The sequence below is a fragment of the Aeromonas finlandensis genome (assembly GCF_000764645.1).
In the GTDB taxonomy this organism is placed as follows: domain Bacteria; phylum Pseudomonadota; class Gammaproteobacteria; order Enterobacterales; family Aeromonadaceae; genus Aeromonas; species Aeromonas finlandensis.
Window position 1 is genome coordinate 1 of the sequence record NZ_JRGK01000284.1, and the last position, 14,134, is coordinate 14,134.

The following is a 14,134-nucleotide window of genomic DNA, read 5'->3' on the forward strand; positions in this document are numbered from 1 at the left end:
GCCCACTCCTGCAGCACATCGCCGCTGTCCATCATCGCCAGCACGGCAAACGGCTTGCCGTTGCCATCATTGAGCGGAAAAGCGTGCAGGCCGCACTGCTGGCCAAGGTTGGCCAGCAGTGCGCGAAATCCGGCATGCTCGATGCGGGCGCCACCGTAGAGGGAGTCCCAGGTGCGGGATTGCGCCTTGTGCAGCACATAGGCGAGTGGATGGGAGAAATCATCCACCGCCAGCGCCAGCGCAACCTCCTGCCCCTTGACCCACCCTTTGCACTCCAGCTGACGGCCGCTCACGTCCAGCATGCCGAGCAGCAGACCTTTGGGCTTGAAGCTGGCATTGAGGGTCGAGCTCCACCAGTGGCAGAGATGTTGTTCATCCCGTTGCGAGGTAAGCGCGAGGGCGAATGCGAGGGCTTGCTCCATGGTCAGCCCTCCACCTCGGCTACAAACTGGTGATCGGCCACCGAGAAGCGCACCCGGTTGATGGGTTCACCGGCCGAGAGGCGCTGCAGCAGTTGCAGGGAGACCGGCGGCAACAGGGCGCCATCGATGACGGACTCCAGCATACGCGCACCGTTCTCGCTGCGGTTGGCCCGCAACAGGATCTCCTCGGCCACCTCGCTCTCCAGCACCACCTCGGCACCGAAACGCTCCTTGAGCAGCTTGACCAGCCGGTTGAGTTTGCCACCGACGATCTGCACAAGGGTGTCGTGACCGAGCGGCAGGTAGGGGATCACCTCCATCCGCGCCAGCAGGGCCGGTTTGAAGAAGGCAGCCAGCTCCGGATAGAGCGCGTCCAGCAGCACGTCGGGCTGCTCGGCATGCTCGACGATGGTCTGGAAACCGAGGTTAGAGGTGAGGAAGAAGACCACGTTTTTGCAGTCGATGATCCGCCCTTCCCCATCAGCCAGCTCGCCCTTGTCGAACGCCTGATAGAAGAGATTAAGCACGTCCGGGTGCGCTTTTTCCACCTCATCCAGCAGCACCACCGAGTAGGGTTTCTGCCGAATGGCTTCGGTCAGCACGCCCCCTTCGCCAAAACCGACATAGCCGGGAGGGGAGCCGATCAGGCGGGAGACAGTGTGCTTCTCCTGATACTCGGACATGTTGATGGTGGTCAGATACTGGCGACCGCCAAACATCAGCTCGGCAATCTGCAACACGGTTTCGGTCTTGCCGACTCCGCTTGGCCCCACCAGCAGGAAGGCCCCCAGTGGACGGCCCGGACGACGCAGGTCGGCACGGGCGGTCAGCAGGTGTTTGTGCAGGTGGGCCACCGCCACATCCTGCCCCTTGATAAGCTCGCCAAGGTACTCCGGCAGACGGGTCACCACATCGAGCTCACCTTGGGAGATGCGATTAAGCGGCACTCCGGTCCACTCGGCAATCACCGCGGCGACCTGAGTCTTGTCGACATGGGCAGAGACCAGCACCTCACCCTGTTGCAGCTCGGCCAGTTCGCGCTCAAGCCCGGCAAGCTGCTCGGCGGCCGCTTGCGGATCGAGCGGCGCATCGGCCAGATCCAGCGCCTCTTTGGCCAGCATCTCATCCTGCTGATCGGCCAGCAGGGCGGCACGCAGCTCGACAATTCGATGCACCAGTCCCTGTTGCTGTTGCCAATGGGCCTCCTGCTCACGCAGGGTGTCACGGCAGGTCTGCTGGGCCGCTTGCAGTTCGGCGAGGCGCTCATCGTTGTCACCCAGACCGATCAGGCTCTGGCGCTCCAGCTGACGGATCTCCAGCTCACGCTGGCGCAGTTCGTTTTGCAGGTGGCTGACCGCGCGCGGCGGCGTGGTCAGGTTGATGGCCACCCGGGCACAGGCGGTATCGAGTACATCGATAGCCTTGTCCGGCAGCTGACGGCCAGAGATATAACGGGCGGAGAGCTGAGCGGCGGCTTGCAGCGCCTCCTCGTCAATCAGCACCCCGTGAGCCTTCTCGTAGATGCTGCGCAGACCGCGCAGGATCACGGTGGCCTCCTCGGCATTGGGCTCACCCACTTTCACCAGCTGGAAACGGCGCGACAGGGCGGCATCTTTTTCCACGTACTTCTTGTACTCGCCCCAGGTGGTGGCGGCGATGGTGCGCAGCTCGCCCCGGGCCAGCGCGGGTTTGATCAGGTTGGAGACATCCAGCCCACCCGCCTGATTGCCCGCCCCGATCAGGGTGTGGGCCTCATCGATAAAGAGGATGACCGGTCGTACGGCGTCCTTGACCTCCTGCATCACCCCCTTGAAACGCTTCTCGAACTCCCCCTTGACCGAGGCGCCCGCCTGCATGGCGCCGAGATCCAGGGTCATCAGCTCCACATCGCGCAATTTTTCCGGCACCTGACCCGCGACGATGCGCAGGGCCAGCCCCTCGATAAGGGCACTTTTACCGACGCCCGCCTCCCCCACGACTATGGGGTTGTTTTTGCGGCGACGGGAGAGGATGTCGATCATCAGGTCGATCTCGTGATCCCGGCAGAGCACCGGATCCAGCGAGCCCTGACGAGCCTGTTCGGTAACATTGACGGTAAAGCGGCCCAGCAGGGTGGCGTCGCTCGGCAATGCGGCCTGAGTCGAAGTACCGTTGGCAGAAACGGTCACTTGGGTCTCGGCAGAATCTTTGACCCACTCGTCGAACTGCTGGCGCAGCAGCTCGCGATTGACGTTGGCAAGCAAACGGGTCACCGAGCCCGGCAGGTAACGCTGGGGGGTCATCAGCAGCACCAGCAGCATGACGCCGCTGCGCAGCTGGCCGTGTTGCAGTTCGGCAGAGGCGAGCAGCCAGCTGTCTTGCAGCCACTCCACCAATAGCGGCGAGAAGGAGGGATAACCCTGACCATAACCGTTATCGGCCGCCGAGGGTTGCAGCAGATTTTTTAACTCTTCAACCTCAACCTCGGCCCGTTTGAGGATCTGGCGCACATCGCAGAGGGGAGTCTCCAGCATCTTCAGCAACAAGTGCTCGATGCGGATCTCGGCGCCCTGATGATTGACACAGAGGGCCGCGGCCTCCTCCAGCATGTGACGGCAGATGGGGTTGAGTCTTTCCACCAGTACCGGTAGCTCTATACGAATCAAGGCGTGCTCTCCTTAAGTATTTATTTTAATAATTCGCCCAGTTGACGCAGTACGTCCTGGGTCTGGTTATTGAGTTGGTGGTGATAGAGGCCAAAGATGATGGCCAGGATCAGCGCGCCCCCCATAAACAGGGTGCGCAGGGAGACTTGCTTGCGCAGCTGATAGCGAGACGCCTGCTGACCGAGATCGAGATGAAACACGCTGGGTGCCTCGCCGCCACGTTCGAGTGACAACTGCTTGTGCAGTTGCTTGACGATCCGTTCAAACTCGTCACGGCCCTGGCTCATCACCTTGTAGCGCCCCTCAAAACCGAGGCACAGGCAGAGATAGATGAACTCCAGGATGTCGCGATAGCGCACCGGATCTTCCTGCAGACGCGCCAGCAGCACGAATACCTTCTCGCCGCCCCAGGTCTCGTTGTGAAAGCGGGCCAGCAGAGAGTGCTGAGACCATTCGCTCTGGCTGCCCCAGTCGCGGCCCATCACCGCTTCATCGATGAAGGTGCAGAGGATGTAGCGAAACGAGAGGACGACGCCGTTCTCGTAACCCTGCGCCATCAGCTCCTGCTCGATGGCCTGGATCTCGGTCACTACCCGCTGATACAGCTCGGGCACCCGGTCGTAGCGCGACAACAGACGCACCCGCTGCACCAGCCCCAGCAGCGGGGTCACCGCATCGATCATCGGGTTGATGCTCTGGCCACGCAGGCGGAACCAGTAGTCCGAATCCATGTCCAGCTGCTCGGCGTGATCGAACAGCAGGTCGCTCAGTTGCTCGTTGTTGATAATGTCCGTGGTCATCTCTGCTTGTTTCCTTGATGCGATCACTGGCTACGGATGGCCCAGAGCTGCATGTCGAGCTCGGGGAAATCGCCGGCAATGTGGAAGGCGAGCGTGTTGCTGACCGCCAGCATCTGCCAGGCAGGGCTCTGACGGTCGAGCTGGAAGTAGCTGTAACCGGCGTGATAGGGCAACTGACGCGGCGCCACCGGCAGCGGCAGCAGCGGGATGCCGGGCAACTGCAGGCTGATGAGTTCGCGGATCTTGTCGCTCGACGCCACCTTGGTCTGCTGCAGCAACTGCTTGCGCAGCTGCTCCTGCGGCATGCGGGCACGTACCGCCAGCACGAAGTCGGCGCTTTGCATCAGCTCGCTTTCGTTGACCATGGCCACCATGACGCCGTACTGGTGCTTGCGCAGCTGGATGGAGACAGCGCGTGGCGACAGTACGGTACTGAGCGCCTGACGCAGGGCCAGCATCACCGGTTCGAAGCTCACCTGCTGATCGTCATGACGATAGGCGGCAAACTCGGGGGGCAGACGGGACTCGTCGGTAAAGGTCATCAACTCGCCACAGAGCTGCACCAGCGCCTCGTGCAACCGCTCCGGGTGCAGGGTGCCAAGGCGCGCCAGATGGGAGAGCTGGGGCTGAGCCCGGTTGAGCAGTTGCAGCATCATGAACTCGGCCACATCGGCCACCCCCTGCTGCCCCGGCGCAGCGATGCGCAGGGAGAGGCTGCGAGCCCGCTCGGCCACCAACCCGGCCGATTCGCCGAGGAAGCGCTTGAGGGTCGGAATGGCAGAGACGCTGATGCTGCAAGGCATGAAGTTGGGATCGAGCACCAGACCGCCGTCGGGGCGCTTGTCCAGAATGCGGGCGATGGCGAGGGACGCGTAGGCGCTGCGATCTTCCCGCTCCAGCATCAACCGCAAGCTGACCCGCCCCACTTCGAGGGAGACCACGTCGCCCCCTTCGCTGTGCAGATCCCGTACATCGTGGCGATGGGCCTGCAGCCGGGTGGCCACCTGACCGCCCTGATTGACCTCGTTGACCCCGCTCACCGAGAGCGGCAGCGCCAGATAGACCTTCTGGTTGGCCACCGAGGCATCGGTGATCTCCAGCGGGGTCGGCAGCACATCATCGTTCGGGATGTTGAAGACGGTGCCGTCCGGCAGGATGCCGGTAGCCCCCACCAAGGCGATCCGGCCAAAACCGAGGTAATCCTCGTTGATGGCGAGGGACTGCAGCCCGTAGAAATAGTCGGACAGCGCGCTCAAACGCGCGTGCAGCGCGTAATCTGAATGTCTCTGTTGTTGCTGGAAGTGCTGGGGCTTGATAAAGAGCCCTTCACGCCAGATAACCCGATTTCGACTCGACATAATTATTCTTCTTCTTTTTGTAGTTCCACTTCATCCAGACGCAGGTGCACCAGGATTTGATAGGCCGTCCCCTTGCTCTTGACCTTGATGACCTTGCGCCACTCGGCGCTGTCCGGATCGGCGTACCGTGCAATCACGCCGATGTAACGGGTCTTCTCGTCAAGCTTGACGGGGGGCAGGTATTTGAACTGACCGGGCAGCAGGGTGTAGTCCTGATGATCCAGGTAGTTCTTGCCAAGGGCCTTCTCTACATCTGCCGTCACCTGGTCATAATCGGTGGCGAGCAGCTTGGAATCTTCGGCCAGCAGCACCACCTGAAACTCGATAGGCGCCGCCTCCCCGCTTTCGTTGGGGTTGACGTCAGGCTCAGCCAACAGGCTCAGCCCCAGGGTGGAGGGCTGGTCATCATTGCTCCCCACCTGAATATCCGGGTTCATGGCCACATCGGCCATCTTGCCCATGGTGGTACAACCGGCCAGGGCCAGCAGACAGGCCCCAAACCACAGTGCACGTATCATCAAATCAGTCCCTGTTGCTGACGCACGGCCTGGTCATACGCCTGGGCGTAGACCTGATGGAACAGCTTGTCGAACCCCTGCTGACGGGCTGAGGTGAGCTCGCGGTAGTAGTGCTGGTACATGTTCCAGGCCCAGCCTTCGTCGGCCACACCCGGGGCACCGGTACGACGGTAGTGCTCGAAACGGCCGAGCAGCGCCTCGGGCGAGAAGGCCTGCAGGATGCTGTCCAGCGCAGCGCCAATCGCCTGCTGGTTCGCCACGTGATGAATGCGCACGTTGCGCAGACTCTCGGCCACCGCCGCCGGTGCGGTCAGGTGCACCGGGCTCTTCTGCTCGGCAAACATCACCGCCAGAGTTTCGTCATAATCGAGGCCAAGGCGCAGCGGGTTGTCCTCAATGGGGCGCAGGTGTTTGTCTGCCAGCGCAGCCTGATCGCTTTGCAGTTGCAGCAGCCCCTCCACCATGGCGCGCACTGTCTTGCCCATCTCTTCGAGCATGTCGTGGGCCTGCCGGGTGTCCTGCAGTTGCAGGTTCTGGCCCAAACCGCGCATCAGCGGGGTCAGAGCGACGTGATCAACGCCCTCTTGCGGCTGGAAGTCGGGGTGGTTCTCGATGGTGGGCATATCCAGAAATTCTTGGTTCATGGTGTTCTCGGCGGCAGAAAATGGGGCGAGGGATACGGTGTCCATATCCGGTTGAAAATGCGGTTGAGCCTGCAGGCGGGCATCCACCAGCGGACTCGGGGCCGCACGCTCCTGCTGCAATGCCAGCAGGGGGTCGACCGCAAGGGCTCGTGGATCATCCAAGGTCTGGGGGTGGTGAAGATCGCTGGCCAGCCACTCATCAAGCTGCTCGGTCGGACGGTTGCCCAGCACCTGCTGCAAGCTCTGCTCGGGTGAGATGGCACCGAGATAGGCTCTCAGGCGAAAAGGGCCGACAATCAGCTCGTCACCCTGCACGAGGTTGACCTTGCGGGCCCGTCCGATGGGCGAGGTGGCGCCGTTGATGTAGGTTTGGCCGCTGAGATCGCACAGGCAGAAACGACCGTCATTGAGCTCGACGCGGGCATGGGCTGGCATCACCGCCCCCAGCCTGTCTCGCAGTTGCCAGTCATCCTGTTCGGAGGAGCCCAATGTGCCCCCCATCTCGTCGAAGCGATATTGCACCTGCTGGCTGCCGTCGAGCTGCTCACTGTTAAGCACCACCAGAGATAGTTGCTGGTTAAAGTCGTCCACATTCACTCCTGCACGTATTCCTACACTGAATTTCCTGTGCTTATTCCTGTACACAGATCGTCACGAACGGGTCACTCGGCGGTTGGCCAAGAAAGGTACTCCACCCCAGACGGGCACTCTGCTCTTCACCGAGTCGCAGTCCTTTGGCCTGCTCCTGACCGAAGCCAAGCCGCAGATCCCAGGCCAATTGGTCTCGCAAGATGAAGGAGACAAAGGTCACCAGGGCGTGGAAATGCTCTCCGTTCGGGAGAAATCCGAGAAACTGGCTAAAACTCAGATCATTGATTTTCAATAAAAACTTGCCGGCACAATCATTGACCTTGTCACCGATCACGAAGTCGCTGCCCAGCGTGGCGCAAGCGCCGCCCAGGCGGTTTTGCTGCTCCGGATGGATGGGGACCTTGCGCCACTGCCAGGCACTCACCTCCACATCCGCCAGATCGAAGCAGTGGGCCACCAGACCGGCGACCACCTCGGGAGAGCGGCTGGGACTGGCCAGCATGCCCGCATAGGAGAGCATCTTGGCGCGGTTGACCGGCAGGCTCTGGCACACGGCGTCATTGCCAAGCCCCACCAGCGCAAACATCAGGCGGGAGAACCCATCCTCACCGTCGTCCTGAAAACGGACGTGGTAGCGATACTTGCGCCAGATCCGGTGCAGCAGGGTCAGCAGGCGGTGGTGGAAGAAATCCAGGAAAAGACCGAGTTTCTGCTCCCCCTGGGCGTACTCCCACGCCAGCGAGTCGAGGTAATAACCGGGCATCGGCGACTGGCTGCCGTGCAGACCCAGAAAGGCTACTTCCAGCTCGTGACGTCCCTTGCCGTCGCGGCCAATTTGCAGCACGTCGCTGGTGGGAAACCCCAGCGATGCGGTCGCCTTGAAACGAATATTCTCGTCACTCGGCAGGTGGTCGAGACCACGCTCCTGATCGGCACCATCCAGCCGGTTGAGCAGCTCAACCAGCTGGAAGAAATTGAAACGGGGCGCCTCGTTGGTGGCGCTCACATCAGGGAGTGCTGACCGATCTGGACTGGCCACTGATAGCGCTCCTTGTTATCGAGATTGACCACCTCAAGCAGGTGGAAAGCGTTGACGCTGGCATAGAGCGAGAAGAAGTGGGCCAGCACGGTGCTAAAGAGATAGAGCTCCCCTTCGCTGCCAAAGGCGGACTGACGGATGGAGAGCACCGACTTGAGCCCGCGTACCGGCATGCCGCGCACCAGCCTGTCCACCGGCGTGGTCTCGATCTCCTCGATCCCCGCCAGCCGCTTGCGCGACCCCTGCTCCGCCTGCTTGTCGTGCAAAGCGGGAAAGTCATAGGTTCGCAGCACCTGCACCAAGGCATCCCGGCGTAGCAGAGAGACATAATTCAGCGACAGGTTGGAAATCAGGGTCCAGTGCAAACTGCCATCCAGTGCCGGACGCAGCGGCCGGGTCGGCCGGATCAGGTTGCGGAAGGTGGCAAACGACGGCGAGCTGCCGGTCGGCACGCAGATACTGCCCACCTTGAGGCGGGCAGCGCGGGAGCGGTTGGTGCAGGTGAGCGTCACCGAGATGGATTCATCCAGATCGACCGTGGTGGTTTCATCCCCCCGCACAAACGAGAGGCTGTGCTCGAAACCATCACCGATCACCGACTCCCTGACCCGCACCCGGTAGTAGAGCGCCAACCGCTGCTTGGCCCGCTCAATCTGGTGCTGAAAACTTTCGAACGGCTGATAGATGCGCGGCGTACCGCGGGAGCGGCCCAGATTGCCCTCAACCCAGCCTTCAACCTGATCCACCGAGAAAATTTCGAAACTGTCAGCATAGCGATAGCTCGCCTTGAGCGGGTATTCCGCCTGACGGCCGTTGAGATTGACCGGCTCGCTGTCGTGCTGGAACAGGTTGATGGCCGGCACGCAGTTGAGCATGAAAGAGTCAGGGCGGATCTTGAGCTCCGCCGGCAGCGGTCGGTCGAAACAGAAATGGATTTTGAATTCACTCACCGGCAGCGGCTGTTTGGGCCACTCGCCACCCGAGAGTTCAAAGAAGAGGAAGCTCTCCGGGAAGCAGAAATACTCCTGCAAGATCCGGTAGCCGGAATAGACATTGTTCGGATAGGGCAACAGCGCATCATCGCGCTCGAAGCCGACCGATTTGAGTGCCTTGGCCTCCTGACGAAAGCGCTTGCCGTCGATCTCCAGCTCGATATGGGAGAGCTGGTTGGAGAGCCAGAAGTAGAGCTCATACGCGGTGTAGCTGTCGCCACCGAGGAAAAAGCGCAGCTTGTCCAGCTGCAACTCGCTGAGCGGCAAGGGTGCATGCAGCGCAATATCGAGCGAGATGGTGGAGAGATCGTTGCCACTTTGCGCCGTGATCTGGCGCATCTCGGCCGGATAGACCCAGGCATCATGACAAGTCTGAAAGTGGCAGGTCACGTCGTCGACCGGCAGGCTGTCCAGCTGGCAACCCTGCCTGACCAACGCCGGCTGCGCGATGGCCCCCGGAATGACCGAAAACTGCATGATGGTCATGCTGGGAACGGGACGCAGATAGTTCGGCCAGAGCATATTGAGCAGACCGTGGGTCAGCTCGGGAAACTCGTCCTCGATTTTGGCGCGCAGGTTACCCGTGAGAAACGCAAAGCCTTCCAGCAAGCGCTCCACATCCGGGTCGGTATTCTGCTCCGACAAAAAACGGGTGAGTTCGGGATAGCTATCGGCAAATTCGCGCCCTTGCAGGCGCAAAAAGGACAACTCATCCCTGAAGTAGTGTTCCAGCGACATTGATCAGACCATGCGGTAGTGACGGTGACTGTCCATTTGGACGTTGAACGAGGTAACTTGCTCGATATGCTCCAGCTTCACATGGGCCGTCACCTGAAACGACATCTCGAGCGGACTCGCCTGATGGTCGGGTGAACGGACATCTACATGAATGATCCGAGGTTCATAACGACGGATGCATTGCCGGATCGCTTCACGGATCCGCCCCTTGATATCCGCACTGCCCTGGGTTGCGTCATTGAGATCGATGACACCAAGATCAGGGGCACTGCGGCAATTACCGGGACGGGTGTTGAGGATCTGCTCGAGCTGCCGTTTGACAGACTCAACCAGTTCATCAACTTCCGAACGGGGAGAAGGGCTCTGCCCCTCCCCCCGAATACGATCGAACAGGCTGGCCGCATTTCCTCTATCCCAGGAAGAGAGATACGGCATCGGGCCTTATTCCTTGTCCAGTCGACCTACCAGAGAGAGCTCGAAGCTCGCCCCCATGTACTTGAAGTGCGGACGAACAGACATGGCGACCTGATACCAACCCGGCTCCCCTTCCACATCCAGCACTTTGATCTGGGCGGCGCGCAGCGGACGACGGCTACGGACGTCTGCCGGCGGGTTCTCCTGATCGGCAACAAACTGCCGGATCCAGCTATTCAACTCACGCTCCAGATCCTGACGCTCCTTCCAGGAGCCGATCTGCTCGCGCTGCAGCACTTTGATGTAGTGCGCCAGGCGGTTGATGATGAACATGTAGGGCAACTGGGTACCCAGTTTGTAGTTGGTCTCCGCTTCCCTGCCCTCCTTGGTGTTGGGGAACACCTTGGGCTTTTGCACCGAGTTGGCAGAGAAGAAGGCTGCGTTGTCAGTGTCTTTACGCATGGTCAGGGTAATGAACCCCTCTTCTGAGAGCTCATATTCGCGACGGTCGGTGATCAGTACCTCGGTCGGGATCTTGGCCTGCAGCTGACCCATGGCCTCATAGACATGCACCGGCAGATCGTGGATAGCACCACCACTCTGCGGGCCGATAATGTTCGGGCACCAGCGGTACTTGGCGAAGCTGTCGGTCAGGGACGTGCCCATCAGATAAGCGGTGTTGCCCCACAGGTAGTGATCGTGATCCGAGCTGATATCTTCCTGATAGTTGAAACCCTTGATGGGGTTTTCGGTCGGATCATAGGGCAGACGGGCCAGGAAACGTGGTGCGGTCAGCCCCAGATAACGGGCATCTTCCGACTCACGCAGTACACGCCACTTGGTATAAGCCGGTCCCTCGAATACCGATTTGAGATCCTTGATGGAAGAGAGATCGGTAAAGCTGTCGACGCCAAAGAAGGCGGGCGCGACAGAGGAGATGAAGGGGGCATGGGCCATGGCACCCACGGCGCTGACATACTGCATCAGCTTGATATCAGGTGAGCTGTGGGTGAAGGCGTAGTCACCAATCACGGCACCAACGGGTTGACCACCAAACTGACCATAACCGCTGGAGTAGACATGCTTGTAGAGACCGGATTGGGTGATTTCGGGGGAAAACTCGAAATCTTCCAGCAGCTCTTCCTTGGTAGCGTGCAGCACCTGGATCTTGATGTTCTCACGAAAATCGGTGCGATCTACCAGCAGCTTGAGGGAGCGCCAGGAGGACTCCATCTCCTGCAGCGCTTTGGCATGCAGGATAACGTCCATCTGCTTGCCGAGCTTCTTGTCGAGCTCGACAATCATGCTGTCAACCAGCGCCTTGTTAACCGGCTCGGCGGTAGAACCGCTATCCAGAATATTGGCGATCAGGGCAGCAACGCCCTGCTTGGCAACACTGTAACCCTCATCAACCGGCGTGATGCGAGCCTGTGCCATGATTTCATCCAGCAAAGAGGACGAGGAGGCAGCACCCGCCCCCGCTTGAACCTGTTCTTCGACCAAAGACATGTTTGTTCCTTTCTCGTCAGTCAATACAACCAGCCGATCACTCGGCAGGCTTAATCAAATCCAGCTCTTTGAGCAGTTGCTCACGAGCTTCATCACTGGACAGCAGATCCTGCAAACGATTGCGGAAGGAAGGGATATTTCCCAATGGCCCCTTCAGGGCAACCAAGGCCTCACGCAGTTCAAGCAGTTTGCGCAGCTCGGGAACCTGCTGGGCCACGCTATCAGGCGTGAAGTCATCCAGAGACTGGATCTTGATCGAAACCGGCAGCTCGTCCTGGCTGTTCTCTTCCAGGCGATTGGGAACGGAGAAGTTCAGTTCCAGTGCGGATTCTTTCATGACAGATGAGAAATTATTCTTGTCGATGGAGACGGTCTGACGCTCCTCAATGGGAGTCTCCTCGCTGCGTCCTTTCATATTACCAACCACCATCATGGTCAGCGGAAGTTCAATTTCCGCATGCTGACCACCAGTTGCCGGTACATATTTGATATTAATACGCTCTTTGGGCGCGACGGTAGCGCCGTCAATTCCTTTTCCCATGCTCTAGTACCCGATTTGTAAGGTTTTATCAGAAGAAGAAAAGCTTATAGCTAATATCACTAGCGACAACTGTAATAAATGACAGTTGAACATCACCACCAATTCAATCAGGAAAAACCATAAATAGAGCAACGGCTTTAATATGTAATTACATATCAAAAAACTACCGCCATACAGCCTGCTTGGCACTTACCTTCTCTGCGAATCTCTCTTGTTTTCTGTTAGTGAAACTAAAATCCTCCCCGATTCGCAATCGGGAGAGCAACCCATAAAAAACTTAAAAAATAATGACATGTAGCATATCTACCGACCGCCACACACTCAAAAACCATGAAAAAAACGCTAACAAATACCAGCGCAACATACTCTCGCTATCATTACGCAAGAAAATGACAAAAATTGACGCATCGAAGCCAGACACCTGAATCTATTGCCAATAGACACACTTACTGGTAAGCAAAGAGATTATTAATAACAATTTAAGTGATCCGTGAACTCTGACCGAAGGCTAATAGCTTGTGACCAGCCATCACAAAAAATTCTGTCGTGCAATCAAGGGAGATATCCCGTGCATGTCAATAGTGAACTCTACACCTTTAGCCCAACATCACAGATATCGAATTATATCAAACACCTACTAAGGCGTGCGTCAATAATTGCCGCATTAACCATGAAATATCATAATCAGGTTCATCTCAGTTTCGTTATTGACGAAAAGTGCCCTGTGCATTGAGCTCACCACAGAGTGCATTTGCATACTTCCGTACTTTTATGCAGCGAGATGCCCACCACCAAACCTACCCGATGACAATACTTGTCATCCCCGATTTGGCCGATACAAAGATCACCTTGTAGTGGTCAACTAAATCCGGACACTTGGTTAGGCCTAACCTCGGCTTTTGCTGGCGGCATCCCGTCATTGTGTTGATGTGGATGGCGCCAGTTGTAGTAATCCATCAGGTAATTACTGATATCCCGCTTCGCTTCCCGTAGGCTCATGTATCCCGTTACCGGGAACCACTCTGACTTCAAGCTTCTGAACAATCGTTCAATCGGGGCGTTGACGCTCCCAGCAATTACCACGACGACTCATGCTCTGGGTCATGCGATAGCGCCACGGTCGTTGCCGAAATGCCCGGCTGCCATATTGACTGCCCTGGCCTGAGTGAAACAGCACACCGGATGGGTAACCCCGCTGCTGATAGGTCATCTCCAGTGCTGTGATGGCCAGCGCTGCATCAGGCTTGTCAGGCATCGCCCAGCCCACGACTCGGCGGGTATGAAGATCAAGAACCACAGCCAGGTAATGCCAACGAGCACCTGCCCAGACGTAGGTGATATCGCCACACCTGATTGGTTTGCGGAACACCAAATTCGCGGGCCAGCAGATTGGGAATGTCCGGTCGTTCAGACCGTGCCACCTTATAACGGTGTGCGCCCGGCTGCTTGGATGCCAGCCCGGCTTCCTTCATCAGGTTACGTACTTTGAATCGACCAATCTGGTACCCCAACGCCCGCATCATCGACATCAAGGCACGGCTGCCTGCCGAGTCCCGGATCCCTTTAAACAAACGGCGCAACTCGCTGCGTTGCTGTATCCGCTCACGGTTAATCGTCCGCTTGCGAGCCAGATAGTCGTAAAAACAGGATGTTGGAACATCGAAAGCGCAGCAGACCAGGGTGATGGGGGCTTGCTCTCTTAATTGGTCTATCAGCGCGTACGTGTGAACTCGTCCGTCATCAAGAGAGCCGTAGCCTTTTTTAGAATGTCCTTTTCGCGCTCGAGCCGATTGATGCGGGCTTCCAGCTCCTGGATTTTCTGCTGCTCCGGAGTCAGCGCCTTGCTGATAGGGGTGGTGCCGGTTCGTTCGGATTGCAGTTGCGGAACCCAGCGACGGAGCACGGTTTCACCGACATCCAGTG

The 14,134-nt window shown here is 58.7% G+C and carries 10 protein-coding genes and 2 pseudogenes; all 12 read right to left on the reverse strand.

Features of this window, described 5'->3' with window-relative positions; translation table 11 throughout:
* A pseudogene (locus LD28_RS0116815) lies at positions 1-422 on the reverse strand (sigma-54-dependent Fis family transcriptional regulator); the annotation flags it as partial.
* Positions 423-424: 2 nt separating this feature from the next.
* Positions 425-3,067 carry a type VI secretion system ATPase TssH gene (gene tssH, locus LD28_RS0116820; RefSeq protein ID WP_033138089.1) on the reverse strand — a complete coding sequence of 881 codons (2,643 nt, stop codon included), beginning with the start codon at positions 3,065-3,067 and terminating at the stop codon, positions 425-427.
* 20 nt (positions 3,068-3,087) lie between these two features.
* Positions 3,088-3,867: a type IVB secretion system protein IcmH/DotU gene (icmH, locus tag LD28_RS0116825; protein WP_033138090.1), complete on the reverse strand. Its 780-nt coding sequence runs from the start codon at positions 3,865-3,867 to the stop codon at positions 3,088-3,090.
* 23 nt (positions 3,868-3,890) lie between these two features.
* The gene (gene tssK / locus LD28_RS0116830; RefSeq protein ID WP_033138091.1) at positions 3,891-5,225 is read right to left on the reverse strand and encodes a type VI secretion system baseplate subunit TssK; all 1,335 of its coding nucleotides are present in this window, start codon (positions 5,223-5,225) and stop codon (positions 3,891-3,893) included.
* A 2-nt stretch (positions 5,226-5,227) separates the two neighbouring features.
* Complete coding sequence (tssJ, locus tag LD28_RS0116835; RefSeq protein WP_019444945.1) at positions 5,228-5,743, reverse strand: type VI secretion system lipoprotein TssJ; 516 nt, start codon at positions 5,741-5,743, stop codon at positions 5,228-5,230.
* The gene (gene tagH / locus LD28_RS0116840) at positions 5,743-6,978 is read right to left on the reverse strand and encodes a type VI secretion system-associated FHA domain protein TagH (RefSeq protein WP_033138092.1); all 1,236 of its coding nucleotides are present in this window, start codon (positions 6,976-6,978) and stop codon (positions 5,743-5,745) included. Before tagH ends, tssJ begins: the two co-directional genes overlap by 1 nt.
* A 40-nt stretch (positions 6,979-7,018) precedes the next feature.
* Positions 7,019-8,017, reverse strand: a complete 999-nt coding sequence (tssG, locus tag LD28_RS0116845) for a type VI secretion system baseplate subunit TssG (RefSeq protein ID WP_033138093.1) — start codon at positions 8,015-8,017, stop codon at positions 7,019-7,021.
* Complete coding sequence (gene tssF, locus LD28_RS0116850) at positions 7,981-9,747, reverse strand: type VI secretion system baseplate subunit TssF (RefSeq protein ID WP_033138094.1); 1,767 nt, start codon at positions 9,745-9,747, stop codon at positions 7,981-7,983. The genes tssG and tssF overlap by 37 nt, the downstream gene beginning before the upstream one ends.
* Positions 9,748-9,750: 3 nt before the next feature.
* A complete protein-coding gene (gene tssE / locus LD28_RS0116855; protein WP_033138095.1) occupies positions 9,751-10,182 on the reverse strand; it encodes a type VI secretion system baseplate subunit TssE in 432 nt (143 codons plus the stop codon).
* A gap of 6 nt (positions 10,183-10,188) precedes the next feature.
* Positions 10,189-11,670, reverse strand: a complete 1,482-nt coding sequence (tssC, locus tag LD28_RS0116860; RefSeq protein ID WP_033138096.1) for a type VI secretion system contractile sheath large subunit — start codon at positions 11,668-11,670, stop codon at positions 10,189-10,191.
* 37 nt (positions 11,671-11,707) lie between these two features.
* The gene (gene tssB, locus LD28_RS0116865) at positions 11,708-12,211 is read right to left on the reverse strand and encodes a type VI secretion system contractile sheath small subunit (protein ID WP_033138097.1); all 504 of its coding nucleotides are present in this window, start codon (positions 12,209-12,211) and stop codon (positions 11,708-11,710) included.
* An 858-nt stretch (positions 12,212-13,069) separates the two neighbouring features.
* Positions 13,070-14,134 (reverse strand): annotated as a pseudogene (locus LD28_RS22590) (IS3 family transposase); the annotation flags it as partial.

Excerpts from the sequence above, each read along its gene's own strand:
- tssJ (WP_019444945.1), bottom strand. The coding sequence starts at position 5,743 with ATGATACGTGCACTGTGGTTTGGGGCCTGTCTGCTGGCCCTGGCCGGT.
- tssF (WP_033138094.1), bottom strand. The coding sequence starts at position 9,747 with ATGTCGCTGGAACACTACTTCAGGGATGAGTTGTCCTTTTTGCGCCTG.
- tssB (WP_033138097.1), bottom strand. The coding sequence starts at position 12,211 with ATGGGAAAAGGAATTGACGGCGCTACCGTCGCGCCCAAAGAGCGTATT.
- tssE (WP_033138095.1), bottom strand. The coding sequence starts at position 10,182 with ATGCCGTATCTCTCTTCCTGGGATAGAGGAAATGCGGCCAGCCTGTTC.
- icmH (WP_033138090.1), bottom strand. The coding sequence starts at position 3,867 with ATGACCACGGACATTATCAACAACGAGCAACTGAGCGACCTGCTGTTC.
- tssC (WP_033138096.1), bottom strand. The coding sequence starts at position 11,670 with ATGTCTTTGGTCGAAGAACAGGTTCAAGCGGGGGCGGGTGCTGCCTCC.
- tssK (WP_033138091.1), bottom strand. The coding sequence starts at position 5,225 with ATGTCGAGTCGAAATCGGGTTATCTGGCGTGAAGGGCTCTTTATCAAG.